The organism is Aureimonas fodinaquatilis (genome assembly GCF_008369445.1).
GTDB lineage: Bacteria > Pseudomonadota > Alphaproteobacteria > Rhizobiales > Rhizobiaceae > Aureimonas > Aureimonas fodinaquatilis.
Window position 1 is genome coordinate 225075 of sequence record NZ_VTWH01000002.1, and the last position, 23615, is coordinate 248689.

A 23615-nucleotide genomic window follows, 5' to 3' on the forward strand; every position below is an offset into this window, starting at 1 on the left:
TGCGTATTCGCGGATCATGGCTTGACCTCGCGAGCTGCAATCATGGCGTCAGCTACGCGGTAGGCTGCGCCTGCCGCCTCTGCCGGATAGTGCTGAAGTCCGAGTGATTTGCTATTGCCCAGAAAACCACTCAAAGCCTGACCCGCGAACTGATCGCGCAATGACCCGACGCTTTGCAGGCGGTGGACGATCTCAGCATTCATGCTGCGGCCATTACGCTCTGCTGCTGATCTGATTTCCTCGCGCAGTCCGTCTGGTAGGCGTATTTGAAAGCGCTCTGCCTTTTCACTTGGATATTGTTCACGAGCCATCACATCGCCCTCCAGTAAGCAGCAATGATCTCGCCAATGGGAGAGATTGCAGTGAGGTAGGAAAGGGTGGCTGTCAGGATGGAAGCCATGATCAGGCTGGGATGATTGGCTGTGCGGCTCATGACCGGCCCTCCGCTTTTGCGATGGCGGCGCGGGCTTCGTCGGCCACAATCTGAAACGCAGCCAGCCTGTCTTTTCCTGGCTCCATGCTCGCCGCATGAGCCAACCTTATTGCCACGGTCAGCAGATCAGGAGCTGCGGCGATCAGGGGGGAATTCTCAATATTGCATTCCGCAATCAGAGCCTTATCGCCTCCATATTTCCCATCTCCGAGAGGGACTTTTGCTGATATGGCGGCATCCCAGCAGCAGCCGTGCTCAACCATTTCTCCAATAATTATCCATGGCCCGGGCGTGTGCTTCACCTCAGACATCGTAGAGCCCCATTAAAACGAGGATCATGATAAGCGCGATGTAGACGGCGTATTTCACCGCCTGAATGATGCCATCAACGCGCCGGTTATTGTCGGCTTGCGAGGGGCCTATGATCTTCATGGGCTGCATGGGTCATCTCCTGTGTTGGAGACATACAATCACTGCTTGCATAAAAGTGCAAGCGAAACTTGCATAAAAAATGAAGATGGCAGACTCGACTCTCGCCGCTGACGAATCAATAATGAGAACATAAAGGGAACGGAGCAGGGCAGATATGACGGGATACAGCCCGCCAGTGTGGCATTTAAAGGCTTTGGCAGTGGAGTGCAGTGATTGTGGTCGAGAGAAGTGGCTGAATACTCACGATCTCGAAAGGGTGTGCAGGCGTCAGAGCGGGCCGATGCGAGATTTTGTCGCAAAGCTGCGGTGCCAAGCCTGCAAAAGCGAGGGCAAGCCGGGAGACGCTGTATCAGTTCAAGGGGTTTTTCGAGATGCTCGAGAAATCAAAAGCCGAGAAGCTCTTTCGCTGGGATTACGCGGTATACGCGATCTATGTCGGCGAGCTTAAATTCAACCTCCTTTGCGGGGTTGAATTGCCGACAGATCAGAAGCCCGGACTGACGACCAATAAGCCGCTTGATGAAACCTTTGCCGTTTTCATGTTCCGCTTCGGGCTTCAATTTTATCACGATGTCATCGCCGGGGATTGGCTCCCGCCCACCGCAATAGATTAAGTCGCCCGGCTCGAAGCGCGGCTCCATGCTGGTTCCTAGAACATGCAGGGCAAAAACGTCTTTGACGTGGGCAATACCGACAGGCCTCCTTACGTAGTCCACAACATCGCTGTAGGTCGTAAAGTCTGAATCGCCACCGCCATAGCTGACGCCCTGAACGGGAACGTCCTTCGGGCCTCGATCTGGCATTGGTGCAGGATCTGTGACCTGCTGAACCTCGTTCAAGGCTTGCTCTATGTCAACGAAACGCAATTCGCCAGAGAGGGCGGAAACAGGGTCTATTCCAAGAAAACCAGCCAACTTGCGTAAGTTGGTCATGCTTATTTCGTTGTCGCCGCGTTCCCACTGGCCCACGGCCTGGTAAGTCACAGCGAGGGTTGCCGCAACTTCCTTCTGGGTCTTCTTGCGCTGCTTCCTAGCAGTCCGGATCACATTTCCGAGCGTTCTGTTCATACTGTTGTAGTGCGATGCAAGTTGATCGCCGTCCACAAAAGACTGGCTTGCATTATTAAGCAAGTCATGCTTGTATTGGGCATGAGCGATAAAAACTCCATGTTATCGGCCTTGCAGGCCGCAATTGTCAGCGCTGGAGGGGCGGTGTCTCTCGGAGCGCGGCTTGGCATAACTTATCAGGCTGTGAGCCAGTGGAAGGTGTGCCCGCCTCTTCGCGTTCTGGATGTCGAGAGGGCCAGTGGCGTTTCTCGCCACGATCTTAGGCCAGACCTTTATCCTCGTCGCAGCCGTCATCGTGCTCGCCGCCCTCTATCTGAAGGCGCGCCAGCATGAGCACGTTCCAGCCCCTTCGCTCCAGAGATCAGGTCATCAAGTACCTTGAGCAGAACCCGGAAGTTGTCCGGGACGCTCATGCACGGATGGAGCATCGCCCGCGCAACCCCATGACCATGACCGCCCGCATGCGTGATCTGCTGGCATTCATCCGCGACTACATCAACGAGCATGGCATTGCGCCTTCGTGTGAGGAAATGGTCGAGGCAATTGGCCTTCGGTCGAAAAGCGGCGCGCATCGATTGATGGTGGCGTTGGAAGAGCGCGGCCATATCGAAAGATCGTTTTCCCGTGCTCGCTGCATTCGGATCATCAACCCTGAGTATCAGCCGGCTCAACATGCGGCACCTTCGAGGTTCGCATGACACCCTCTGTCGCCCTTCGCCTTTGCCGAGATATGGGACGAGCGCCTTTCGTGATCATCACCAAAGAAGGCTTTCCCATCGCTCATATCCCGCGTCCAGCCAAGGATGGATTGTCGCTGGTTAAGGCTGCGCGACTTCTGCGTGTGGAGGATGCGCGATGAGGTTTTTGATTGCCACCGTTTCTGGCGGCACTTTTGGCTATTTTGGTCAGCTCATCGCCAGAAATACACTGGAGAGTTTTGACCCGGCGTCGCTGGTGGTCGGCATGCTTATTGGGGCGGTCTGCGTAGTCATCGGCATAGTTATGGATGCTATCTGAATGACTAGCTTTCCTCTCCCTCCATCGCTTGGCGATCAGCGCATTGGCGATCAAGCCAGCGATATAGGTTTCAAATTCCGATCCGTCGCCCTTGCCGGGGCTGTTCGGATCATGGGCAGCGCGCTTGCCGGCGCAGCAGCCCTCAGTGCCCGTGTTCGGCGGGTCTTTGCAGTTTTCAAGAAGGTTTCCGTCAGCGGCTCTCTCCATGTCGATCAATTTGACATTGGAGCCACCCATGAACGCGGAATTTTCACCCAAGATCTTGGAATTTTCACCCAGGAATACGGAAATGTCTGACACGACAGCAGCGCACTTGATGGATGAAGTGATTGGCGAACGCGGTATCCGCGAGCCGGTTAAATCCATGCTTGAGCGCGCCTATCGTTCCCTTTCCAAGGTTAACCCCAAATGGACCCGACGCCGCGTGCGGGCGATCTGGGACAATGAGGCGAGCCGCATCGAGTACCGCGAGATCGTGGAGATGCAGGCAGTCATTACCGCGAGGAAACAACATGCCGACTTTCGCGCAGAAACCGCGCGGCTGGCGGCGATGCATATCAATCAATCGGCGGATCGGCTGGGCGCTATTGCTCAGGACGAGAGCTGCCGATCTGGCGGAATGGATCGCCCCTGAGCTTCGCTCAGAAACGCCGGACGAACAACGCATCAAGGAGACGAACGACAATGGCAACGAACGGTATTGAGGAAAACGACCGCACTCAGCTTCGCTCGTTCGTTGAGCGGATAGAGCGGCTGGATCAAGAGAAGAAGACAATCGCGGATGACATCAAGGACGTTTACGCCGAGGCCAAGGGCAACGGGTTTGACACTAAGGTTCTGCGCAAGATCATCGCACTGCGCAAGCAGGACACCAATGAGCGCCAAGAGCAAGAAGCAATCCTAGACCTGTATATGCAGGAACTCGGAATGCAGCCGAGGTTGCTATGACCTCAATCATTTCCGAAACCGATTTCCGTGCAATGACAGGCAAGCCGCGGCGGTCGAAATACGGCAACGTACGTGTCGAACACAACGGCATCAAGTTCGATAGCAAGGCTGAGTACAACTACTTTCTGAAGCTGGAGAGGCGAGAAGAAAAAGGCGAGGTGTCCAACATCCGCCACCAGGTGCCGTTCGTCCTCAAGGGCGAGAACGGCCAGATCGTTGCTGTCTACAACGCTGATTTCGTTTTCTACGACAGCGTTACGGGCCGTGAGCGCGTTGTCGATGTGAAGGGCAACAAAGGCGGCAAAGGCACAATCACGCCTGTGTTCCGCCTCAAGGCAAAGCTTATGCAGGACAACCACGGCATTACGGTCGAGGTCGTGTCATGAGCATCGCTGCCGCTATCCGTCGAATGATTGCCGCTGGCTTAACGATAGAGCATGCGCTCGTAGCGGCGGAAGCTATTGAGGCGGAACTTCCCAAACAGAGATCGGCGGGAGCAATTCGGCAAGAGCGCTACAGGCGTAACAAAGCGTCACAAGTGACGGAAAGTGACGCTTGTGACGGTAGTGACGCTCCCCCTCCTTCCCCCTCTCTTTCCCCCCAGACCCCCCAAACACACCCCCATCCACCCGCGAGAGATATACCCGCGCGTAAGGGGGCCTCTCGCAGCCAATCCGAACAAGAGTTCGAGCAGTTCTGGGCAGCGTATCCTCGGAAGGTCGGCAGGGGCCAAGCGGAGAAGGCATTCGCCAAAGCCCGGAAGGATTTCGAATTCCAGGCCATTCTTCACGGTGCTCAGCGATACGCCGAAGAGCGCCGTCTCGAAGACCAAACATTCACTCGCCATCCAGCGACTTGGCTGAACGGAAAAGGCTGGCAGGACGAACCAGCTCCGAAGCCTCAGACAGGACAACGCCATGAACAACGTAACTCGCATTCCTCAAGGCCAAGTCTCAACGCCAGTGTCCGGGAAGGTGTCCGCAGCGCGCTTGCTGGACGACGCTTTCGAGAGCCTGTCCAGCCGAACAATCATGGCAGTGGGGCCGACTGGCCAGACGATGAGCATTCCAGTGGCATGGCCTCACGGTCGTTCACCCTCGAACGACGAGAAGACGGAACTTATGCGGATAGTGAACAGCATTCATACCGCCATGCAAACTCCCGCCACTGAGGATGAGCTTGAGGATAATATCGACCTGCTGATTTCCGGACGTGCGTCATCAGGCAAGGTCGAAGGCGGCAGCAGGGGCAGGGTGTATGCGCTGGTTTTGGCTGATGTGCCGGGCGCAATTCTCAAAGCGGCGGTGACGAACATTCTTCGCGGCAAGGCGGAAGGCATTAAGGCCGAATTTCTGCCGACCACTGACGTGATGCTCGAATATTGCGAACGCTTGCAGCGCAACGTGATGGCCAAGGCCGTCATGGTCGAGCGGATGCTCAACCTTCCAGAGCTACCAGCGCCGGAAGAACGCGAAGGTGACTTTCAGGCCATGCGTGAGAAGATCTCGAAGCTGGCACAGACGGTGAGGGTGGCATGATGGACGGCGGCTATCATCCTCAACGCATTCTCTACGACTACCGACAGCCCCGATCCTCAGTGATCTTGCGCGAATGCACCAAGAGCTTTGCCAGAGAGCAGGTAAACCGTGGCGTCCATCCGAAAGGGTCAATCTGGGTTCCTGGTAACTGCGAGGGATCGCATGCCCGGCCTGAAATGGGCGATCTGTTCGGCCCAGATCCCGCATGGAAACCAGCCACGCCGCTGAACGCAGTTCCCGACGATCATATTCCATACCAGACACGGTGAATCCCAATGGACAACACATCACCCGTAACTCACCCCGCACCCCATGACGGCAAGCAATATTCAATCCCGCATGTGGTTCGCAGTCTGACCGTAATCCATCCAGGCGGCGATGGCAGCAAATCAGTCCTCATCAGCCTTCCAAAGCTACAGTGTCAGAAGGATTGGCAGTGATGATTGCGTCACACGATCTATCTGGCTTTACTCCTGAGCAACTGGCATCTGCACCTCGTATCTGGGCAGGGCGACCCGGCTTTCAAACACGCGTGTTCGATCCTGACTGGATAGCGCAGCGCAGGGCTGAGATTGACTGGCAGAAGGCCAAGGCTGCTGCTGAAGCCGCAGCGGCCGCAAAGGCTGGCGAAGCTATACCTGAATTCATTGGCGAGTTCGATTTCGATGCCGCTCTTGCCAAGTATCATTCGAGAAGCGGCCCGGCGCGCAGACAACAGGTGTTGCGCCAGCTCCTGGCGATTTATCCCCGCTTTACGAGAGCTGATATCGTTGGCCATCGCCGCAGCGTAGATCTCGTGTCTGCCCGCCATCACATCATGTACGAGATGAGGCGCCGCTGCGATTGCAGCCTGCCAGCTATCGGCCAGATCATGGACCGGGATCACACAACACTCATCCACGCAATCAGGAGATGGCCCGAAAAGGCCAAACGTCTTGGCATCCCATGCATACCTCTGGAGGGAGAGTGATGCAGGTCACCTACTATCCGAGGTGGTTTCGGCGGAAAATCAAGCGTGAGCATCTTTGGCAGGTGCAGGCTGGCAGATGCTTCTACTGCGATTGCGAAATGGCCAAATCTCAAAAGAAACGGAAACCGAATACGGCAACCTTTGACCACATTGTTCCGAAGTCCGCCGGCGGGAAGCATGAAGCAGGCAATATTCTTCTTGCTTGCTACGAGTGCAACAGCGCCAAAGCCGACATGCCCGCATCCGAATTTCTGAAGCTGCGACTTGGAGGCGGTGATGCCCACCAGCCCCAGCAGCACCCACGAACAATGACAAGCCTGGAGGGCAGACTATGAGTTCATTCGCCGCAAAGCGCCGGGCCCGTCAGGCAAAGCGGGCAGGGAGGAAAGCCAAGGAGGGTGAGCGCCACGAATGTGGCAAGCTCGTCCAGCCGCCCAAGCAGGAGACACAGAAGCAGCGCATGGCCACCGTTGTAGCCCAGCGGGTGAAACACCTTGGTGTGTCAGACGAAGTTGCAAAACAGCAAAGCTCTGGCAATGCGATCGAGTACCTTGGCCAGATGAAGCTGATCGACGGCGGGCTCAACAAAAACCAGGTGCATGCTGCTGAGCGAATTGAGGAAGCAAAGGCCGCTTACGATGCCGCAATCCTTCTGCCCCGTCAGAGATCATCCAGCGATTACGATGGTCCGCGCGGTGCCGGTAGCAGTGTCATCACTGATGAATACGAGAAGCAGGCCAAGCGCTCAATTGAGACATGGGCCATGATGCGCAGGGCAATCCTCGAAAGCGGCCCATTGGGCATGATGGCAGTAGAGGCAATAATCTTTGAGAACAAGCTGGCGTACAAGCTGCTGGGTGATCTTCGCCTTGCTTTGAACCAAGTACACCATGCGTTTAATGCTCCAGCGCCACGAAGATTTTCCGAGATGGCTTGACACGCATGCCGTAGGCATGTAATTTCCGTAATGCATTGGTCGGAATTGTGTAAAAGCGGTTCCGGCCATTTTTGATTCAGAGATCATGGCAGCCGAGTATGGTGGTGAACATCTATCGTCTATGAGGGCATAGCGGGGTTAAATCGCGATGGCCTGAGACGGTGATCTACGGATTGGGCTCAAATCCCTAACTGCCATGCCCACAATCTCGACATCGTGTGGCTGAGTTATTGAAAACCAGCCCAACGTCTCGATTTGATGCGCATGTAGTTTAATCTCGTGGGCGATGGAATTACTTTTTTCTACGGAATAGCACCAACCTTTGATTGTTTGACGCGCACAAGAATTTACCTCCCTACGAGCGCTTTCCGTAAAAGGTTGCTCGGGAAAAATGATCAATTGATCTCGCGTGTTGATAGAGGTGCTTAACAAAATAGCATTGTACTTCATATCTTATCCTTGCGTAAGTCTTACATATAGATATGAGTATACGGTTGATTTTAAAGAGCCCCGTCATTGCAGGAATAAAGTATTCTGTGGATTGCGATGTCAAAAAACAGGCGCAGCGAAGTGCCTACCCGTTAGATTAATCCTAAGCCTACTTTGTAACTGCTTCTCGTATGCCATGAAGCATTGCCAGCGTCATATCCGAGAGATCACGTCTCCCATTCTCCATTGCCATGTGCAGAGCATCAGAGAACTGCCCCGGCCTCAATGAGCCATTGTCTTCAAGACATCGAACGAGTGCTAGCAGGGCAATATGATGCGCCGTCATATGGGCGTCTAACACTTCGCCGTCAGGTGAGAGCTTGCCAGTCATATTGAACACCTCACGTCTTTTTGTATAACTCGCGGGAGCTTCTGAGTCCCGACCGTACTTCAGTTTGCGGAAAGGCCCGGGCATCGTCTATGACCGGCTCGTCCCAAGGCTCCAGATTATGGAACAGCGCCCGGCAGGCAAGAGCAATGTGCAGCGGTATGATAACAGGATCGCCGTTGTCGCGCCGTGTGCCGCGTTCGTAGTTCTCGATTGTCGGCTTCGATACGCCAAGGGCTTGTGCAGCAGTTGCTTGCGTCAGGCCCATTTGTTTACGCCAGTCCTTGAAACTCTCAGGGGTCATGATAATATCTCCAACATAAGGGGGTGAGACTGTATCCTCTTCGGTCGGGACCAGCATTTGCGCTGGCCCCTTGGGAGTTACTTCCAGATCAGTGTCAGGCGCCAACCGAACAATCTGATCCGAAGTACCACTTTCCGAAGCTTCACATGTCTCACCCCCTTTCGTTTGCGTTAGGCCTGATCGCCTCCCGCCTCATTGTTGTATCGTACTATGTACGAATATGCAATGGGTATTTGCGCAATTTTACCGATTTTTGTACGAATTATTCCCCGTCGCGCTTCGGTTCGGCGGGGTTTCTGTATGGAGAATCCAATGGCTCTCGACGGTAAGCGAGGCCGCTTCGTCGAAGAGTATCTGGTCGATCTCAACGCGACACGGGCAGCTATCAGGGCAGGGTATAGCGCCCGCAGCGCAGAAGTCACCGGCCACCGGCTGCTAAGGGATGCTAAGATCGCGGACGCAATCTCGAATGCCCAAAGGGATCGGTCGAGGCGGACGGAGCTGACCGTTGATCGCGTCCTTTTAGAACTGGGCCGCATTGGCCTGTCCGATATCCGGGGCGCGTTCACGGACAAGGGCAGCCTTTTGCCGCCAGAAGAATGGACGGATGATTTCGCCGCGTCTGTCGCGGCTGTAGAGGTGATTTCGCGCAATACCAATGAGAAGGATGAGGACGGTCGCACCGTCATCGAGCATGTTCACAAAGTCAGGCTCTGGGACAAAAACAGCGCACTTGAGAAGATCGGCAAACACCTCGCTATGTTCATCGATCGGCACGAGCACACGGGCAAGGGCGGAGGGCCGCTATTCCCGCCGACCATCGCATTCGTGAAAGATGAGGATTAGCCTTTCAGGTCCGCAGCATGACTTCGTGTCTGCGCCGGAGCAGTTCCCTGCCATGGTCGCTGGCTTCGGGGCGGGGAAAAGCCACGCAGCCATCATGCGGGCCATTGCAAAGAAACTCTGCTACCCGAAGCAGAATGTCGCCTACTACCTGCCAACCTATAGGTTGGTCGCGGATATGGCCTTCCCGCGTTTTGCTGAGGCCCTCTCGGAACTGAGTATCCCGTTTACGATCAATAAGACGGACGCGGACGTGATAATTGGTCCTGGCGGGGCGTGGGGCAAGATCATCCTCCGCACGATGGATACGCCGGAAAGGATCGTCGCCTACGAGGTGGCAGACAGTATCGTCGACGAACTCGACACGCTTCCTAAGGACAAGGCGGCGGATGTTTGGCGCCGGGTCATGTCGCGAAATCGACAGAAGAAGCCGGACGGGTCTCCGAACACGATCGGGGTGGCGACCACTCCGGAAGGGTTTCGGTTCGTTCACTGGAGATGGGTGGAGCAAGCTCAACCAGGCTATCGGATTATTCAGGCCCCGACCTATTCGAACAAGCACTTGCCGGCGGACTACGTCGATAATATCCGCAACGATTATCCGCCACAGTTGATCGACGCTTACATCGAGGGACGGTTCGTTAATCTGACGTCTGGCTCGGTCTACAGCAGCTTCGACCGGACGCGTTGCAATAGCGACGAGACAATCCGTGAATACGAACCGCTTTTCATCGGACAGGATTTCAACGTTGGCGCCATGTCGAGTGCCGTAATCGTCCGCCGTCCTGATGGCTGGCACGCCGTTGATGAAGTGGTTGGCATTCTTGATACGCCAGCGCTCATATCGACGCTGGCAAGCCGTTATGGCGGTCATAAGCTATATCTCTACCCCGATGCCTCGGGCGGGAGCCGGAAGACGGTCAACGCCAGCGTTTCGGACATTGCTTTGTTACAGAAGGCCGGAATTTCGGTTCGAGCCCCTGCCAAGAACCCGCCGGTCAAAGATCGCATCCTGGCATTGAACGGTGCGTTCGAGCGGGCTGAATTAAGAGTTAACGCCAAGCGGTGCCCGACTATCGCAGCAGGTCTCGAGCAGCAGGCATTTGACAAGAACGGGGAGCCGGATAAGTCGAGCGGCTACGATCACATGAACGACGCACTCGGATACTTTGTCCATTACGAGATGCCGATCCGCAAGCCGATCGCCGCCGTGCCGGTCAGGTTCACATACTGAGGGCGCGATGCCAGTCAATTCTACACACCCGCAGTACGACGCCGCTAGGGATACCTGGCGCAGGAACCGCGATGCGGTTGCAGGGCAAGAAGCAATAAAGGCTGGCGGCGAGCTTTACCTTCCGCGGCCTAATGCGGCGGACGCAAGCGATGAGAACCGTGCTCGCTACGATCGCTATCTCGAACGCGCACTTTGGTATGCGTCACCGGAGCGCACGAAAAACAGCCTAATCGGCGCCGTTTTCCGCAAGGGTCCCGAGAAGCAGGAGCTTGTTCCGCAGATAGAATATCTGGCGGAGGATGCCGACGGGGCCGGGGTGTCCCTAGAGCAGCTGGCAAAGCACGTCGTCGGCGAGCAGTTGGAAGTGGGACGCATCGGCATACTGGTGGATTATCCCGCTGCGGAAGAAGGATTGTCGGAAGAGCAGGTGCGTCGTCGGAATCTTCGGGCTACGCTAGCGCTTTACGACACTGAGAGCATTATCAATTGGCGGGTGGCAAAGGTCGGTGGCCGGCTCGTTCTCACGCTCGTCGTGCTCAAGGAGCTGCAGCAGACCGAAGACGATGGATATGCTGTCGAGACCGAGGAAGTTTATCGTGTCCTGAAGTTGGAAGATGGCCACTATGTGCAGCGTCTCTTCAACAGCAAGGAAGAGCAGATCGGCGAGGATATCGAACCTCGCAATGCAGCCGGGCAAAGGTGGACGGAAATTCCGTTTGTCGTCATCGGGTCGGAGAACAACCGGGCTGATGTTGATCGCGCCCCACTGACACACCTTTGCAACCACGCCGTTGCCTACTGGCAGACTAGCGCGGACCACCGGGAGAACCTATACACCCACGGCCAGCTTACACTGGGCATCGCGTCCGACCTTTCGGTCGAGGACTGGGCTTCAGCAAATCCAAAAGGTGTTCAGGTCGGAGCGCCGGTAGGAATTTTTCTTGGTTCCGGCGGGTCGTTTCACACTGCATCGGCACCAGAAAGCACTAGCCTTTCGAAAGCTCTTGAAGACCTCCGTGCTGAGATGGCCGAGTTGGGCGCGCAAATCATCACGAAGGGCGGTCAGGCCCAGACGGCTGAGGCGGCGCGCATCGATGCATCAGCGGAATCGTCGGTGTTATCTAATCTTGTCGGAAACGCGTCGGAGGGTCTGGAGCAAGCATTAGAATGGGCGGCTGAGTTCATGGGCGGCGATCCCACGGCCGTACTCTTTACGCTCAATCAGGAATTTTTCGACGAGGCTCTGGATCCGCAGACCCGCACAGTCATGCTCCAAGAGCTGGATCGCGGTCTTATCGCGAAAAAAGACTATCGTGCCTCGCTTCGCAAAGCCGACCATATTGACGCTCTTCGGAGCGATGAGGAGATCGACCAGGACGTAGAGGGGCAGGGCCCGGCGCTGGGGATGATGGCAGATGGCGCTGAATGACGAGATCCTTGATCGGATCATAGCACACCAGATCTGGACGCAGCGCTATTCGACAGCGACGGTTCGCAAGGTCATTGCCCTCCTAAACCGGGCTGACAAGCGCATCGTTGATCGGCTTGCGACCCAGATGCTATCGGAACTGAGCGTCGAGCGGAGTAACAAACTGCTGGACGCTATACGGACCATCGTTGCTGGCGCATATGGTGTAGCAATCGAGGGGCTCACTTCGGAGCTATCTAGCTTTGGAGCTTACGAGACGGGTTTCCAGAACAACCTGCTCCGGCAGGCTCTTCCTGATACGTTTGAAACAGTTCGACCTAGCGCGTCTCAGGTTGTGGCGGCCACAAAGGCGAGGCCATTCCAGGGGCGCCTGCTAAGGGAATGGGGCAAGGATCTTCAGGACAGCGCTTTCAAGCGTGTTCGCGACACGATCCGTATGGGCATGGTCGAGGGACGGACGACAGACCAGATCGTTCGCGACATCCGCGGGACGAAGGCTCGGAACTACGAGGACGGCATTCTTCAGCGCAATCGCAGGGAGATGGAAAGCGTCGTCCGCACGGCAGTCAACCACACGGCAAACGTGGCGCGTGAGGAAACTTACAAAGCGAACGCCGATATTATTAAAGGCGTGCGCTGGGTGGCAACGCTGGACAGCAGAACCACAACGATCTGTGCCTCCCGGGATGGAAAGGTTTACCCAGTCGACAACGGGCCGAGACCGCCGGCGCACTTCGGGTGCAGATCGACGACAGCGCCCGTGACGAAGTCCTGGAGAGAGATGGGCTTCGACGTCGATGATCTGCCTGCGGGAACGCGAGCGAGCATGAACGGTCAGGCGCCAGCAGACCTGACCTACAACGAATGGCTGCGAAAGCAGTCGGTCGAAACACAGGAGGAAGTTCTCGGAGTGACCAAGGCACGCCTCTTCCGGCGGGGCAACATGCCCATCGATCGTTTTGTTGACAAGACCGGTGCCGAGTATACTCTTGATGATCTTAGGCAGCGTGACGCTGCGGCATTTGTGAGAGCAGGACTATAGCCAGGTTCAAGGTCATCGAGGGCGGCGAGAAGCCAAAACCCTTTCGGGCGCGCAAAAAGGGCGAGCCGGAGATGCTGGTGTGTACCTGCGGCTCGTCAACTTCGATCGAGGTGAAGATCGGCCGAATGCTGGTAGACGGCAAAGTGCAGGGCGGAACGAAGCAAATCCTATGCTTTCACTGCCAGCGAGTTGTTTTTTAATTTTCTGTATTGTTGCAAGGGAAGCTTTCTTGCATTGCGAATATCATAATCATAGCAATTGGATCAGAGTGTTTTGGTTCATTCCTAACAATATATCCATCCAGTAGCGAAATTGCGTCCCTTCCAGTTATGATTTTGTTTCCTGCAATACAATATGTGGGCCTTCCGCCGATGTGTAACGTAACTGCTCTCGACCAAGAAATACCTTCATGTATTCCCGATATAAAAATTTTTGCCTCATTCGTTTCCTTGTTTTCTTTATACCACTGAACATCGATTGCAAATCCTGGTTGTGCAGGTGAGGGACCAATAAGATACAGATTGGTCAGCAGTATCAAACTAAGAATTCGGAACATCTATACCTCCAGCCGCTTCCGGGCGGCTTTTTCATGCGGCAGGGCCGCACCAACCTATCAGGGATAGGAAATCATGCCACTGAAACTCGTATTAGACAGCCTCGACGGGCTGGATGACACCACGCGTGCCCTATACTCGGAAAAGGACGGCAAGTTCCGCCTTGATGTTGAGGGCGTAGAAGACACCGAGGGGCTGAAGCGAAAGAACGCCGAACTCCTCGCCGAGACGAAGAGCGAGCGCGAAAAGCGCCAGGCTCTCGAGCGTCAGCACGAGGAAGCCGAGCAGGCCCGGCAGCGTGAGGCCGGTGAGTTCAAAACGCTCTACGAGAAGTCGCAGACTGATTTGGAGAAAGAGCGAAACGACAACCGCACCTTCCGGCAGACCATCCAGGATCGCGATCGTGAGGCTGCAGCGGCATCGCTGGCCTCCGAGCTCACTCGCGACACTGCGCGCGCCGCTCTCCTGAAGAAAGAGGCGCTGGCCTTCGCGGAGTTCACAGATCAGGGTGTTCAGTTCAAAATCGGCGGCATCCAGCAGGATAAAGCCAAGGTGCTTGAGCACTTGAAGACGCAGTACCCGTTCCTCGTGGACGGCAATCAATCCAACGGTGGTGGGGCCAACGGTGGGAGCGGCGGGGCCGCAGGAAAGAAACTCTCAGATCTCAACGACGAGGAGCGTCTGAAGCTCGCTCGTGAAGACCCCGCAGCCTTCCGCAAATTGCGTGAAGCCAGCCTTTAAGGAACGGATATGCCGTACACCACTCTTGGCGACCTGTTCGCCCGTGACCGCGTCACAACCTATGAAGTGCTCCAGTCCTACATGGACGCCGACCCTGTAACGGTAACGCCGTTCTTCGAGTCGGGGATTTTGACGTCGAACCCGCTTCTTGCCGAGGCTGCCGCCTCCGGCACGGGTATTGTCGAGATGCCCTACTGGCTCGGCATCGATAGCTCGATCGAGCCGAACTATTCGAACGACGTTTATGAAGATGTGGCCGTTCCCCGTTCGATCGGCACCGGCTACCTGCGTGGCCGCAATGCCTATCTGAACGAGGGCTTCGGGACCATGTCGCTGGTCAATGAAATTCGTGGCCGCGATCCGCTTGCGCGTGTAGCCTCCCGCCTTGACCAGTTCTGGCGTGAGCAGGCTGAGCGGCGTCTCGTCGCCACAATGCGCGGTATTTTTCTTGCGTCCGAGGCAGACGATCTGGGCTTCGTAGCAACAGGCGCTGTCGGGCTCGAAGGCATCATCGACGCAACGATGACGATGGGCGACAACTTCGGCGCCATCGCTGGCTACGTCATGCACTCTGCAGATTTCGCTACGTTTGCCAAAGCCGATCTGACCGAGGTTCGCCGCAATCGCGAGACGAACCTCCTGGAGCGCACGATCAATGGCCTGCCTGTGATCGTGAACGACCAGGCCATGGTGATCGGCACTGGTCCGACGGCTCGTCGCGTTATTGGCGCGCTGGGTACGGGTGCATTCGGCTACGGATCTGCTCTTCCGGCTGTTCCGCTTGAGTATGAGCGTGAGGCTGCGCGCGGCAATGGTGGCGGTGCTGAAACGCTGTGGACCCGTCGGAACATGATTGTTCACCCGATCGGCTTCGACTTCACGTCCGACAGCATCACCGGAAACGGCACGGAAGGTCGCCCGCGCTCTGCTGGCTGGACTGACCTAACCAATCCGGTGAATTGGGAACTGGCCGAGGGTGTCGAGCGCAAGAAGGTGCCCATCGCCTTCCTCGCTGCCGCCGCTTAACCCTTCACGTAATTGGAGACTAATACAATGGCTAATCATTCCCCGAACCGCGACAACTACGTCGCCAAGAAGACTTGGGACGAGGCGATGAGCGGAGAGGCTGCCAAGCCTGCCGAGGATGCCAACACCCCTGAGCCAACGAAGAATGAGGCTCGCAAGAATGGTGGTGGTGCCAAAGCGCAGCCCTCCCGTGGGCTCGCAAGCGCTTCGAACTGATTAACGAAGCGGGGTTCCGGCCCCGCTTCTATCCCATCGGAGGCCGTAATGCTTTCTTTCACTGATCCTGCCGCCACCGTCGAAGAGGCGGACGCCTACGCTTCCCCGCGCCGCTGGACGGACTGGGAAGCCGCAGCTAGTGAGGACAAGGCAGCTGCAATCCTTCGCGCACAAACGTTCGTTGCTGCGACCTACAATGGCCGATGGATGGCGGATTGGGAGAACGCGGAGGCGCCTGAGAACGTCAAGTTTGCCATAGTGGAAGCTGCGCGACGTGAGTTGCAGGCTCCAGGGTCCTTGGCGCCAGACGTGAATCCGAGCGGCGTCATCAAACGCCAAAGCAAGGCTGTCGGGCCATTGAAGACTGACATTGAATACGCTGACGGCAAGGGTGCTCGTCCGTCTGTGCCGATGGTTGGCTATCTTCTTGCTGGTCTTGTTGGCGGGATGGGTGGCGGTAATTTTCGGGTAGTACGGTCGTGAGCCAGATCTTCGACTATTCACAATCGCAGCAGGATGCCGATGAACTCATTCGCGAGTTTGGGCAGGTGGGCGCGATCCGAGTGCTGGAGGAACGCTCTGACTGGGACGATTTCCCAGCCTCGGTAACCGATCACGCTTGTAGTCTAGTCGTGCTACCGATCGATTTGCAAAGCACCGGATATGACGTCGCTGGAACGCTGATAAAGTCTGGAGACGTGCAAATCCTAGTGTCGGTTGTCGGTCTCACCGTGACGCCCTCCACAGTCAACAGCGTTGTTACGGCAAATGGCGTGTTCAACATTGTTCGCGTCAACACGCTTTCTCCATCCGGAATGCCAGTTCTGCACGACATTGTGGGGCGACGCTGATGGTCGGGTTTGCTGATCAGGTTGCTCAATGGTCCGACAACACCCGAACTAAGGTTGAGATCGCAGTCCGCAAGATTTCCCTAGATGTTTTTTCTGCCGTCATATTGATGTCACCGGTTGATACCGGGAGATTCCGGGGAAATTGGCAGGTAGCCATAGGGAATATCCCTAGCGGCACGATCCAGATTGACGACAAGGACGGAACGGCCAGTATTGGTAGGGTGCAGGCTGCGACGCTCGGCTTAGAGGCTGGGCAGATCATCTACTTGGTCAATAACCTGCCGTACGCCCAGCGCCTTGAATATGGATACTCTCAGCAGGCTCCTGGTGGGATGGTTCGGCTCACGGCTCAGCGGTTCCGGCCCATCGTTGAAGCAGTTGCCCGCAGTATTAATGGTGGGTGAGATGGCTTTAGACTTGAACATCCACACCGCGCTCGAGAGGCATCTTCGCTCCTATGCCGAGCCAAAATTAATACGCGTAGCCCGGCAGGGCTATGCCTTCACGCCTCCCGTCGAGGAGGGTTATGACGAGACTTGGAACCCCATCGAGGTTTCAGCCAGTTATCTACGCACCTCGTTTTTGCCAAACCGCAATGAACGCCTGCTCATCCAGGACCCGACGCATCGTCGTCTCGGAATTTATCAGATCGACGTCGTTGATGTGGTTGGCCGGGGCATATCGTCCGCATTGCGCCTGGCAGGCGAAGTAGCCGATCATTTCGGCATGGACACGTTGCTGACTGCTGGCGTTGTCACGGTTCGCATCACAGCGGCCCCATCACTCGCACCGCCTATCATCGATGCGGCGAGCATGAGCATTCCGGTTTCGGTGTTTTACGAGACCTTGATCTAACGGAGAAAAACTATGGCACAGAAATACCCCGTTGCCGGCTGCAAGTTCTACATCAGCACCACGGCGTTTACTCTTCCTGAAGGCGATGTCGTCGCCGCTGACTTCACGGCACTGACCTTCGTCGAGATTGGCGGCTGGGAAACAATGGGGTCGGTCGGTGATACGGCAGAACTCATAACCACGCAGCTCATCAACGAGGGCCGCGACGCGAAGCTCAAAGGCACGCGCAACGCCGGTTCCATGGAAAATACCTTCGCGGTAATCCCGACCAATGCCGGCCAGTTGGCCCTAATCGCGGCCGAAGCGTCGAGCGACAACTACGCTTTCCGCATTGAGATGAACGATGCCCCGGCCACGGGCGCCAGCCCAACGAACGGCATGCGCTACTTCGCCGGCATCGTCATGGGTGCTGCGGAGCAGGGTGGATCTGCGAACACGGTTCGGATGCTCTCCGCAACCGTCGAAGTCAACACAAACATCGTGACGGTTCCGCCGTCCGCTACGTGAGGCCCATCGCTATGGAAGACAACAAGTCGAAACCGGCCAAGGAGGTCGAACTTACGACCTCCTACGGTGTGCCCATTGGCGTCACAGTAACCTTCAAGACTCAAACCGAAAAGGTTGAGCGCGAGAAAGGCGAGACTGAAGGCCAGCACAAGCTGCGTACCATCGCCAAGAACATATCCGGCTGGACTACGCTTTACGTCGATGGCGAGAAAGTCACTTTCAGCCAGGAGCGGGCGGTCGCGCTAATGCAACGCTATCCGCATTTTGCGAAACAACTAGGGAAAGCATGATGGATCTCTCAAGCCTACAGCGCGATAGCGCCAAGGTTGAAGCTGGCGAGTGGGTCGGCGACATACCAGGGTTTGGCGAAGCGCGGTTGCGTGTTCGCGGCCTCGAAAGTACGGCCTTTGCTGCAACGCGTGCCCGTAAAGAGCGCGCCGTTCCGCGCAATCAGCGTGAGCGTGATGGAACGCTAAAGTCGGACGCCGCGCGTCGGATATTCGGTGAGGCTCTTGCCGATGTCATTTTGCTTGATTGGGACGGCATCACGGAAGGCGGCAAGACGGTGCCTTACGACGCCGAGCGGGCTGCTTTACTGCTGACCAATCCTGACTTCAGCCCGTTCGCCGATGCGGTTGTCTGGGCGGCAAGTTTTGTCGACCGCGCCCGCGTGGCGGATGCTGCAGAGGTGGGAAACGGCTTGCCGAAGTCGTCAAAAGGGCGCTGAAGGGCGACGACCTTGTCCTCCCTGGCGATTTGTTCCCGGGGACTCTCGAATGGCTTCACGCTTTCTGGGAGTTGGGAACGGATCGCCAGATTGGAATGACAACTGGGCCGATTCCCGCCGCGTCCATAGAACGGTGGTCTTTCGGCATGGGCGATGATGACGCAGAGTGCTTCCGTGTTGCCATCCGCTGCATGGATCGGGAATATCTTGCATTTGCAGCCTTGCCAGAGGATCAGCGCCCGCAAGCCAAGAATCGAGATATGACCCCGGAGCTATTCGATGCTCTGTTCGCTTAGGATTTCACTCAAGTATCTTGAACGGGTCCATATCACCGGGAGGCGATCCTGTCCCAGCGTCGAAAGAGACTTGGTAATCCCCTTGTGGGACCGAGTACGGAGCGCATCGTCGGACGGCTCTCACTGCTGCTTCCACGCTGGCTCGCCATGCGGGGTTTCCCGTGTCTCCGGATGCATTGCCGAAATCGATGATCTGACCGTCCGCCGCTAGGCGGACAGTGATCTCGACATCAGCACTCGTCCGCGGGGGAGCCCAGCATCGTTCTGCTTGCTTCTGAACTGTTTGCCCTTGGGCGAGAGCCGTCGTTGGCACCGCCAACAACACGACCGTCAGCATCATTTTCATCCGGGGATCCTTCTCATGGTCGATATTGCTACTCTTGGCATAGCCGTCGAAAGCAAGCAGGTCGATAGCGCGACGACATCCCTAGGAAAATTTACCGGCTCGGCAGGTGCCGCCGAACGTGCCGTGACGAAGATGGGCAAGGAGTCGAGTAGCGCCGGGCGCGCTGCCGCCGCCGCTAATGACAATGCTGCTCGATCCGCCAACAAAGCCGCAGTGGCTTATGCTGGATGGGAAAGGGCTGCCGCCAATGTCGGTCGTGTGCTTGGGGCCATTGTTGGGGCACTCGCCACGGGTGCGCTTGTACGGTACGCCGACGCGTGGTCGGACATGCAGTCCCAAGTCGGCGCCGCGACCCGCGACATGGAAGCCGCACCGGCGATGATGCAGCGGCTCGTTGACATCGCAAACGCATCATACTCCCCGCTGCAGCAAACTGTAGAAACGTATTCCCGAAACGTCTCGGTACTGCGTGATATGGGAGGCACGGCCAAAGACGCTGCTGACTTCACTGAAAGCATGAATAACGCTCTTGTGCTGACCGCTACGCGCGGCGAGCGTGCCGCATCGGTTCAAAATGCACTTTCGAAGGCTATGGCGGTTGGCAAGCTCCAGGCCGATGGTCTGGAAACCGTGCTGGCAAACGGTGGAGCGGTTGCGGAGGCCCTGGCTGATGAACTCGGCACGACTGTCAACGGCTTGCGCGCCATGGCCACCGCCGGTAGGATCACGGGCGACGTCATCGCGAACGCTCTCATCAAACGAACCGAAGAGTTTCGCGCCCGTGCGGCAGAAATGCCCGCCACGGTGGCGGATGCTTTTGTCCGCATCCAAACGAACCTGACAGCGTTCGTCGGTCAGATGGACCAAGCGACTGGTGCTTCAGGATTTCTCGCGGAAAAGCTTATCTGGGTTGCCGACAACATCGACACGATTGCGAAGGTTGCAGCGGTGGCCGGCGTTGCTCTCACGGTGGCATTTGCCCCGGCAATATTTGCCACCATAATCACAGGTCTTAATGCCGCAACCGCTGCCGCCGTGGCGTTCTCTCTCGCCATCAGCGCCAATCCCATCGGTGCGACCACGGTAGCACTTGCTGCGGCCACGGCGGCGGTGATGTTTTTCGGTGATGAGGTCGCAATCAGCGCCGACGGGACTGTGACACTGAGGGATTACGCCGTTGCCGCGTTCACTTCCATCGGCGACGCGGTTCGTTCCTTAGGTGAGTGGTTTGGCACCGTCTTCGGTGGCCTTGAAGGTCATGTTGACACGGCGATTACTGCCGCGACGACGCTATTTACGGGTGGCTTCACTACGTGGATGACTGTTCTCCGCACCACGATCAACTGGATGATCGGCGTCGTCAAAACCGGCGTCGAGAATATAGCCACGCTTGCAAAAGTCGGCTTCGAGCATGGTTTCACCGCAGCTGGTCAGCTAGCGTACAACGCGGTTGTTGAGTACCTAGCCTTGATGATGCAGAAGGCCGTCGAAGCCGCGAATTTCATAATCGAGGAACTCAGCCAAGGCATCAACCGGTTAAACCGGATATTGCCCAATACGATGCAGCTTGGGAATCCGTTCTTAACTCTCGATTATGATCCCCATGCCATCGCCGAATCTATTCGAGGCACGAAGGTCGAAGTTACCGATGCCGTGAAAGAGATCGATGCGGCCATGTCCGCGAATGCCAAAGCCAATATGTCCCGCGATTACCTCGGTGAACTGGGTGCGGCATGGACGGGCGCGGCCGAAAAGGTATCCGCGGCGCGCCGGGCGATTGAGGGTGAAGATACGGGCGACGGTCTGGGACCGGGCGGCGGCGCATTGCGCTCGGCAAACAACGACAATAGCAAGAGCGGCGGCCGCAAGCGCAAGACGGAATCGGAGAAGGCTGCAGAGAAAGCCGCCAAGGAGGCGCAGCGTCTCTCCGACGCCTACGACGGCATCACGCGGCGCGCTCAGCAGCGCATTGTCGACCTCCAGATCGAGCGGGATGCTCTTGGTATGACCGAGGAGGCTACCGCCCGCCTGCGTTATGAGACCGAGCTTTTTAATTCTGCCATCAACGCCGGCATCAACCTGACAGCGCAGCAAGAGCAGCAGTTGCGCGGCTATGCCGCCACGATGGCTGCGATCGAGGAAGAAACACGCCTTGTGAAGGAGCAGATGGATTTTGCCCGTGGAGTTACGGGTGGCTTCTTCTCCGACATGCGGTCCGGCCTAGAAAGTGGGAAAGGGATTTGGCGCTCGTTCGCCGACTCGGTATCCAGCGCACTCGACAAGATCATCAACAAGCTTCAGGACGGCCTTCTCAACTCCCTGTTTGGAGGTGTCAGCGGCGACGGTGGCGCGGGGCTTCTGGGCGGCTTGTTTGGCGGTGGGAGAGGCAAGAGCGGTGGGGGAAAGAGTTCCGGCGACGCCGTGAGTGCCATGACAAATTTCCTAGGTTTCAAGGAAACCGGCGCCAGCGGCAAAAGCATCAACAGCTTCATGAAATCAAATGGGGTAGACATTGATGCGGCTCGCACTGCGTGGTGTGCCGGTTTCGTTAACAGTTCCCTGGAATCTGTCGGCGTAGACGGTTCCGGCTCGCTGGTCGCCAACTCGTTTCTGAATTGGGGCAGCAAGGTCAACCCTGGGTCGGCGTTGCGCGGCGACGTATTGGTGAAGTCACGCGGCCTTGGCGCCAATCAGACAGGTGGTCATGTAGGCATGGCCACAGGTGCATCTCGTATGGGCAGCAATGGCCTTGAGCTGCAGATGATCTCTGGCAACCAAGGTAACGCTGTTTCGCAGACGTGGGAAAAAGCCGCCGCGTTGGATGTGCGACGCGCAAGCGAAACACTGTCGGAAAGCTCGAAGCAAATCAGCGGAGCCGCATCGTCTTTCGGCCAGAACTTCGACCTCAGTACCTCGACCATGACGAGCACCATGGAAGGCACTGTCAGCCAATTTGCACCGAAGTTCGGTAGCAGCCTCGATCAGTTGCTGAAATCCATTCAGGGTGGCGGCGGAAGCGGGTTAGGCAGCCTAGTCAGCAGCTTGTTTGGGCTCTCGCCTCGCGCCGCAGCGGTAACAGCAGCCGGTGGCGCTGGCTTGTGGTCATCAGGCGGCTATACCGGACCCGGCGGCGTGCATGAGCCCGCAGGCGTCGTCCACAAGGGCGAGGTTGTCTGGTCCCAGCGCGACGTTGCCCGTGCCGGCGGTGTCGGCACGGTCGAGGCCATGCGCAAAGGTAGGCGTGGCTATGCCGGCGGCGGCGCTGTTGCCGGCGTCTCGGCAAGCGGCGGCGGCGTGTCAATAAACATCATCAACAATGCCGGCGCACAGGTTTCGCAACAGGAACGTACGAACGCAGACGGATCCACGTCTATTGACATCATGGTGGATCGCATGGTCGCCCAGAAAATCGGCACCCGTGGAACTGACTCTAATAATATGATGCGCCAGAATTTCGGCGCGCGACAGGTTCTTGCGAGGCGATGAAATGGCAGTTGACAATTGGCCGGCAAGCTTGCCGCAGAGGTTCATCCGATCAGCGTTCAACGAGAAAATTGGAAATGGAGTCTTGCGGTCGCAGATGGACTCAGGACCGGCCAAAACTCGGCGCCGCTCGTCTTTCATGCCCAGCCAGTTAAATGTTTCCTTGATGATGAGTGTTGAGCAGGTCGTTACACTGCGTAATTTCGTCGAAGTGACATTATTGGGTGGCAGCCTTCCTTTCACAATTATCGACCCGCTAACACAGGGTCGCATAATGGTGCGGTTCGTTGAAATGCCATCGTGGCGCGCAATGTCGCATGACATATACGAAGTATCATTGCCATTGGAGTCACTAGGGACGGTTGCGACGTGAGGACGCTTTCACTCACCATGCGGCAAACGCTGGCAGGGCAAGATAGCGGGCGGGTGGCTGTCGTCTTGCTGACGATCAGCCATCCAATGATGTCAGTGCCGTTCCGGTTTTCGTCTGATCCAACGCAGCTCCTGTCAGAAACACCACTGCAATACGGCACAATCAGCAGAGGCAGCCCGTTTCTGTTCTTCCCGTTCTCGATCAGCCTGCCTGATGATGTCGGCGAGCGTGCTCCCGTATCGCAAATCCAGATCGAAAATGTCAGCCGCACGATGGTTGAGCTGATCCGTTCTGCGCCATCTCGCGCAACAGTTGGAATTGAGTTGGTGCTGGCTTCATCGCCCAGCAGCGTTGAGGTGGCATTCCCGCCTTTCGATCTGAATGGCGCAACATACAACGCCGACACGATCACCATGGAATTGTCGATGGACAGCCTTTCGAGCGAGCCATTCCCGGCTGGCCGCTTCAATCCCGCAGGCTTCCCCGGTCTGTTTGCATGAGGATCACGGCGATGACTGCTCTTGAAGCTTTCAACCATCTGAGAGATCGCATTGAGAAATTGGAAGTCGAGAACCGCGCTCTGAATAGGCGTTTGACTGCCGTCGAAAATGGTCCCTCAGTTAACAGCG

35 protein-coding genes are annotated in these 23615 nt (G+C 56.7%); 27 read left to right on the plus strand and 8 right to left on the minus strand.

Annotation, left to right across the window (positions count from 1 at the left end):
* Positions 1–14: 14 nt before the first annotated feature.
* The 5 genes from FPY71_RS07105 to FPY71_RS07115 form a co-directional block, all read right to left on the minus strand.
* Positions 15–311, minus strand: a complete 297-nt coding sequence (locus tag FPY71_RS07105; RefSeq protein ID WP_149299117.1) for an Arc family DNA-binding protein — start codon at positions 309–311, stop codon at positions 15–17.
* Entirely contained in the window at positions 311–433 is a 123-nt protein-coding gene (locus FPY71_RS18740; RefSeq protein WP_281287488.1) for a hypothetical protein, read from the minus strand. The genes FPY71_RS07105 and FPY71_RS18740 overlap by 1 nt, the downstream gene beginning before the upstream one ends.
* Positions 430–744 carry a hypothetical protein gene (locus tag FPY71_RS07110; protein WP_149299124.1) on the minus strand — a complete coding sequence of 105 codons (315 nt, stop codon included), beginning with the start codon at positions 742–744 and terminating at the stop codon, positions 430–432. The genes FPY71_RS18740 and FPY71_RS07110 overlap by 4 nt, the downstream gene beginning before the upstream one ends.
* On the minus strand, positions 737–874 hold the full coding sequence (locus tag FPY71_RS18450; protein ID WP_188052249.1) for a hypothetical protein: 138 nt from the start codon (positions 872–874) through the stop codon (positions 737–739). The genes FPY71_RS07110 and FPY71_RS18450 overlap by 8 nt, the downstream gene beginning before the upstream one ends.
* Before the next feature lie 374 nt (positions 875–1248).
* Positions 1249–1968: an XRE family transcriptional regulator gene (locus tag FPY71_RS07115; RefSeq protein ID WP_188052250.1), complete on the minus strand. Its 720-nt coding sequence runs from the start codon at positions 1966–1968 to the stop codon at positions 1249–1251.
* Positions 1969–2031: 63 nt separating this feature from the next.
* On the opposite strand from FPY71_RS07115, the gene FPY71_RS07120 reads away from it, so the two are divergent.
* Both FPY71_RS07120 and FPY71_RS07125 read left to right on the plus strand, forming a co-directional pair.
* Positions 2032–2265, plus strand: coding sequence for a transcriptional regulator (locus tag FPY71_RS07120; protein WP_149300523.1), 234 nt, complete (start codon positions 2032–2034; stop codon positions 2263–2265).
* On the plus strand, positions 2262–2630 hold the full coding sequence (locus tag FPY71_RS07125; protein WP_149299128.1) for a LexA family protein: 369 nt from the start codon (positions 2262–2264) through the stop codon (positions 2628–2630). Before FPY71_RS07120 ends, FPY71_RS07125 begins: the two co-directional genes overlap by 4 nt.
* A gap of 82 nt (positions 2631–2712) precedes the next feature.
* On the opposite strand, the gene FPY71_RS18455 is transcribed toward FPY71_RS07125, so the two are convergent.
* Positions 2713–3249, minus strand: a complete 537-nt coding sequence (locus FPY71_RS18455; RefSeq protein ID WP_188052251.1) for a hypothetical protein — start codon at positions 3247–3249, stop codon at positions 2713–2715.
* Between FPY71_RS18455 and FPY71_RS07135 the strand changes: the two genes are divergently transcribed.
* From FPY71_RS07135 to FPY71_RS07170, 8 genes are all read left to right on the plus strand, one after another.
* Positions 3239–3583, plus strand: a complete 345-nt coding sequence (locus tag FPY71_RS07135) for a hypothetical protein (protein WP_188052252.1) — start codon at positions 3239–3241, stop codon at positions 3581–3583. The genes FPY71_RS18455 and FPY71_RS07135 overlap by 11 nt on opposite strands.
* A gap of 50 nt (positions 3584–3633) precedes the next feature.
* On the plus strand, positions 3634–3897 hold the full coding sequence (locus tag FPY71_RS07140; RefSeq protein WP_149299132.1) for a DUF2312 domain-containing protein: 264 nt from the start codon (positions 3634–3636) through the stop codon (positions 3895–3897).
* Positions 3894–4283 (plus strand): DUF1064 domain-containing protein, encoded by a 390-nt coding sequence (locus FPY71_RS07145; protein WP_149299134.1) that lies wholly within the window; start codon positions 3894–3896, stop codon positions 4281–4283. Before FPY71_RS07140 ends, FPY71_RS07145 begins: the two co-directional genes overlap by 4 nt.
* Positions 4284–4814: 531 nt before the next feature.
* Positions 4815–5435, plus strand: coding sequence for a hypothetical protein (locus FPY71_RS07150; protein ID WP_188052253.1), 621 nt, complete (start codon positions 4815–4817; stop codon positions 5433–5435).
* Positions 5432–5704: a hypothetical protein gene (locus FPY71_RS18580; protein WP_149299138.1), complete on the plus strand. Its 273-nt coding sequence runs from the start codon at positions 5432–5434 to the stop codon at positions 5702–5704. The genes FPY71_RS07150 and FPY71_RS18580 overlap by 4 nt, the downstream gene beginning before the upstream one ends.
* A gap of 170 nt (positions 5705–5874) precedes the next feature.
* The gene (locus FPY71_RS07160) at positions 5875–6405 is read left to right on the plus strand and encodes a helix-turn-helix domain-containing protein (protein ID WP_149299140.1); all 531 of its coding nucleotides are present in this window, start codon (positions 5875–5877) and stop codon (positions 6403–6405) included.
* The gene (locus FPY71_RS07165) at positions 6405–6740 is read left to right on the plus strand and encodes an HNH endonuclease (protein ID WP_188052254.1); all 336 of its coding nucleotides are present in this window, start codon (positions 6405–6407) and stop codon (positions 6738–6740) included. Before FPY71_RS07160 ends, FPY71_RS07165 begins: the two co-directional genes overlap by 1 nt.
* Positions 6737–7342 (plus strand): hypothetical protein, encoded by a 606-nt coding sequence (locus tag FPY71_RS07170; protein WP_149299144.1) that lies wholly within the window; start codon positions 6737–6739, stop codon positions 7340–7342. Before FPY71_RS07165 ends, FPY71_RS07170 begins: the two co-directional genes overlap by 4 nt.
* A gap of 830 nt (positions 7343–8172) precedes the next feature.
* On the opposite strand, the gene FPY71_RS07175 is transcribed toward FPY71_RS07170, so the two are convergent.
* Complete coding sequence (locus FPY71_RS07175) at positions 8173–8463, minus strand: helix-turn-helix domain-containing protein (RefSeq protein ID WP_149299146.1); 291 nt, start codon at positions 8461–8463, stop codon at positions 8173–8175.
* 312 nt (positions 8464–8775) lie between these two features.
* Between FPY71_RS07175 and FPY71_RS07180 the strand changes: the two genes are divergently transcribed.
* Genes FPY71_RS07180 through FPY71_RS07195 form a run of 4 tightly spaced genes read left to right on the plus strand, consistent with a single transcriptional unit; the run spans position 8776 to position 13011 of the window.
* A complete protein-coding gene (locus FPY71_RS07180) occupies positions 8776–9309 on the plus strand; it encodes a terminase small subunit (protein WP_149299147.1) in 534 nt (177 codons plus the stop codon).
* Between the two features lie 25 nt (positions 9310–9334).
* The gene (locus tag FPY71_RS07185) at positions 9335–10540 is read left to right on the plus strand and encodes a terminase large subunit domain-containing protein (protein WP_210246255.1); all 1206 of its coding nucleotides are present in this window, start codon (positions 9335–9337) and stop codon (positions 10538–10540) included.
* Between the two features lie 7 nt (positions 10541–10547).
* On the plus strand, positions 10548–11969 hold the full coding sequence (locus FPY71_RS07190) for a DUF4055 domain-containing protein (protein WP_149299151.1): 1422 nt from the start codon (positions 10548–10550) through the stop codon (positions 11967–11969).
* Entirely contained in the window at positions 11956–13011 is a 1056-nt protein-coding gene (locus FPY71_RS07195; RefSeq protein WP_149299153.1) for a minor capsid protein, read from the plus strand. The genes FPY71_RS07190 and FPY71_RS07195 overlap by 14 nt, the downstream gene beginning before the upstream one ends.
* A 196-nt stretch (positions 13012–13207) precedes the next feature.
* On the opposite strand, the gene FPY71_RS07200 is transcribed toward FPY71_RS07195, so the two are convergent.
* Positions 13208–13567 carry a hypothetical protein gene (locus FPY71_RS07200; RefSeq protein WP_149299154.1) on the minus strand — a complete coding sequence of 120 codons (360 nt, stop codon included), beginning with the start codon at positions 13565–13567 and terminating at the stop codon, positions 13208–13210.
* Positions 13568–13640: 73 nt separating this feature from the next.
* On the opposite strand from FPY71_RS07200, the gene FPY71_RS07205 reads away from it, so the two are divergent.
* From FPY71_RS07205 to FPY71_RS07260, 13 genes are all read left to right on the plus strand, one after another.
* A complete protein-coding gene (locus FPY71_RS07205) occupies positions 13641–14306 on the plus strand; it encodes a hypothetical protein (RefSeq protein ID WP_149299156.1) in 666 nt (221 codons plus the stop codon).
* 9 nt (positions 14307–14315) lie between these two features.
* Positions 14316–15332 (plus strand): phage major capsid protein, encoded by a 1017-nt coding sequence (locus FPY71_RS07210; protein ID WP_149299158.1) that lies wholly within the window; start codon positions 14316–14318, stop codon positions 15330–15332.
* A gap of 27 nt (positions 15333–15359) precedes the next feature.
* Entirely contained in the window at positions 15360–15548 is a 189-nt protein-coding gene (locus FPY71_RS07215) for a hypothetical protein (RefSeq protein ID WP_149299160.1), read from the plus strand.
* Positions 15549–15596: 48 nt separating this feature from the next.
* Positions 15597–16031, plus strand: coding sequence for a DnaT-like ssDNA-binding protein (locus FPY71_RS07220; protein WP_149299162.1), 435 nt, complete (start codon positions 15597–15599; stop codon positions 16029–16031).
* Complete coding sequence (locus FPY71_RS07225) at positions 16028–16399, plus strand: hypothetical protein (protein WP_149299164.1); 372 nt, start codon at positions 16028–16030, stop codon at positions 16397–16399. Before FPY71_RS07220 ends, FPY71_RS07225 begins: the two co-directional genes overlap by 4 nt.
* Positions 16399–16803 (plus strand): HK97 gp10 family phage protein, encoded by a 405-nt coding sequence (locus FPY71_RS18460; protein WP_188052255.1) that lies wholly within the window; start codon positions 16399–16401, stop codon positions 16801–16803. Before FPY71_RS07225 ends, FPY71_RS18460 begins: the two co-directional genes overlap by 1 nt.
* Position 16804: 1 nt before the next feature.
* Positions 16805–17254, plus strand: coding sequence for a phage tail terminator-like protein (locus tag FPY71_RS07230; RefSeq protein WP_188052256.1), 450 nt, complete (start codon positions 16805–16807; stop codon positions 17252–17254).
* A 12-nt stretch (positions 17255–17266) separates the two neighbouring features.
* Complete coding sequence (locus FPY71_RS07235; RefSeq protein ID WP_149299168.1) at positions 17267–17761, plus strand: hypothetical protein; 495 nt, start codon at positions 17267–17269, stop codon at positions 17759–17761.
* Positions 17762–17772: 11 nt separating this feature from the next.
* The gene (locus FPY71_RS07240; RefSeq protein ID WP_149299170.1) at positions 17773–18051 is read left to right on the plus strand and encodes a hypothetical protein; all 279 of its coding nucleotides are present in this window, start codon (positions 17773–17775) and stop codon (positions 18049–18051) included.
* A complete protein-coding gene (locus FPY71_RS07245) occupies positions 18051–18488 on the plus strand; it encodes a hypothetical protein (protein WP_149299172.1) in 438 nt (145 codons plus the stop codon). Before FPY71_RS07240 ends, FPY71_RS07245 begins: the two co-directional genes overlap by 1 nt.
* A 29-nt stretch (positions 18489–18517) precedes the next feature.
* The gene (locus tag FPY71_RS18585) at positions 18518–18784 is read left to right on the plus strand and encodes a phage tail assembly chaperone (RefSeq protein ID WP_425457868.1); all 267 of its coding nucleotides are present in this window, start codon (positions 18518–18520) and stop codon (positions 18782–18784) included.
* A gap of 268 nt (positions 18785–19052) precedes the next feature.
* Positions 19053–22616: a tape measure protein gene (locus FPY71_RS07255; protein ID WP_149299176.1), complete on the plus strand. Its 3564-nt coding sequence runs from the start codon at positions 19053–19055 to the stop codon at positions 22614–22616.
* 366 nt (positions 22617–22982) lie between these two features.
* Positions 22983–23486 (plus strand): hypothetical protein, encoded by a 504-nt coding sequence (locus tag FPY71_RS07260; RefSeq protein WP_149299178.1) that lies wholly within the window; start codon positions 22983–22985, stop codon positions 23484–23486.
* The last annotated feature ends 129 nt before the right edge of the window (positions 23487–23615 follow it).

Bases quoted from the DNA above. Each gene is read 5' to 3' on its own strand.
- FPY71_RS07170 (WP_149299144.1), top strand. From the start codon at position 6,737: ATGAGTTCATTCGCCGCAAAGCGCCGGGCCCGTCAGGCAAAGCGGGCA.
- FPY71_RS18740 (WP_281287488.1), bottom strand. From the start codon at position 433: ATGAGCCGCACAGCCAATCATCCCAGCCTGATCATGGCTTCCATCCTG.
- FPY71_RS07215 (WP_149299160.1), top strand. From the start codon at position 15,360: ATGGCTAATCATTCCCCGAACCGCGACAACTACGTCGCCAAGAAGACT.
- FPY71_RS07110 (WP_149299124.1), bottom strand. From the start codon at position 744: ATGTCTGAGGTGAAGCACACGCCCGGGCCATGGATAATTATTGGAGAA.
- FPY71_RS07180 (WP_149299147.1), top strand. From the start codon at position 8,776: ATGGCTCTCGACGGTAAGCGAGGCCGCTTCGTCGAAGAGTATCTGGTC.
- FPY71_RS07105 (WP_149299117.1), bottom strand. From the start codon at position 311: ATGGCTCGTGAACAATATCCAAGTGAAAAGGCAGAGCGCTTTCAAATA.
- FPY71_RS07210 (WP_149299158.1), top strand. From the start codon at position 14,316: ATGCCGTACACCACTCTTGGCGACCTGTTCGCCCGTGACCGCGTCACA.
- FPY71_RS07150 (WP_188052253.1), top strand. From the start codon at position 4,815: ATGAACAACGTAACTCGCATTCCTCAAGGCCAAGTCTCAACGCCAGTG.
- FPY71_RS07220 (WP_149299162.1), top strand. From the start codon at position 15,597: ATGCTTTCTTTCACTGATCCTGCCGCCACCGTCGAAGAGGCGGACGCC.
- FPY71_RS07230 (WP_188052256.1), top strand. From the start codon at position 16,805: ATGGCTTTAGACTTGAACATCCACACCGCGCTCGAGAGGCATCTTCGC.
- FPY71_RS07190 (WP_149299151.1), top strand. From the start codon at position 10,548: ATGCCAGTCAATTCTACACACCCGCAGTACGACGCCGCTAGGGATACC.
- FPY71_RS18580 (WP_149299138.1), top strand. From the start codon at position 5,432: ATGATGGACGGCGGCTATCATCCTCAACGCATTCTCTACGACTACCGA.
- FPY71_RS07195 (WP_149299153.1), top strand. From the start codon at position 11,956: ATGGCGCTGAATGACGAGATCCTTGATCGGATCATAGCACACCAGATC.
- FPY71_RS07175 (WP_149299146.1), bottom strand. From the start codon at position 8,463: ATGACCCCTGAGAGTTTCAAGGACTGGCGTAAACAAATGGGCCTGACG.
- FPY71_RS07140 (WP_149299132.1), top strand. From the start codon at position 3,634: ATGGCAACGAACGGTATTGAGGAAAACGACCGCACTCAGCTTCGCTCG.
- FPY71_RS07240 (WP_149299170.1), top strand. From the start codon at position 17,773: ATGGAAGACAACAAGTCGAAACCGGCCAAGGAGGTCGAACTTACGACC.
- FPY71_RS07135 (WP_188052252.1), top strand. From the start codon at position 3,239: ATGTCTGACACGACAGCAGCGCACTTGATGGATGAAGTGATTGGCGAA.
- FPY71_RS07120 (WP_149300523.1), top strand. From the start codon at position 2,032: ATGTTATCGGCCTTGCAGGCCGCAATTGTCAGCGCTGGAGGGGCGGTG.
- FPY71_RS07160 (WP_149299140.1), top strand. From the start codon at position 5,875: ATGATTGCGTCACACGATCTATCTGGCTTTACTCCTGAGCAACTGGCA.
- FPY71_RS07145 (WP_149299134.1), top strand. From the start codon at position 3,894: ATGACCTCAATCATTTCCGAAACCGATTTCCGTGCAATGACAGGCAAG.
- FPY71_RS07200 (WP_149299154.1), bottom strand. From the start codon at position 13,567: ATGTTCCGAATTCTTAGTTTGATACTGCTGACCAATCTGTATCTTATT.
- FPY71_RS07245 (WP_149299172.1), top strand. From the start codon at position 18,051: ATGGATCTCTCAAGCCTACAGCGCGATAGCGCCAAGGTTGAAGCTGGC.
- FPY71_RS18460 (WP_188052255.1), top strand. From the start codon at position 16,399: ATGGTCGGGTTTGCTGATCAGGTTGCTCAATGGTCCGACAACACCCGA.
- FPY71_RS07165 (WP_188052254.1), top strand. From the start codon at position 6,405: ATGCAGGTCACCTACTATCCGAGGTGGTTTCGGCGGAAAATCAAGCGT.
- FPY71_RS07205 (WP_149299156.1), top strand. From the start codon at position 13,641: ATGCCACTGAAACTCGTATTAGACAGCCTCGACGGGCTGGATGACACC.
- FPY71_RS07125 (WP_149299128.1), top strand. From the start codon at position 2,262: ATGAGCACGTTCCAGCCCCTTCGCTCCAGAGATCAGGTCATCAAGTAC.
- FPY71_RS18450 (WP_188052249.1), bottom strand. From the start codon at position 874: ATGCAGCCCATGAAGATCATAGGCCCCTCGCAAGCCGACAATAACCGG.
- FPY71_RS07235 (WP_149299168.1), top strand. From the start codon at position 17,267: ATGGCACAGAAATACCCCGTTGCCGGCTGCAAGTTCTACATCAGCACC.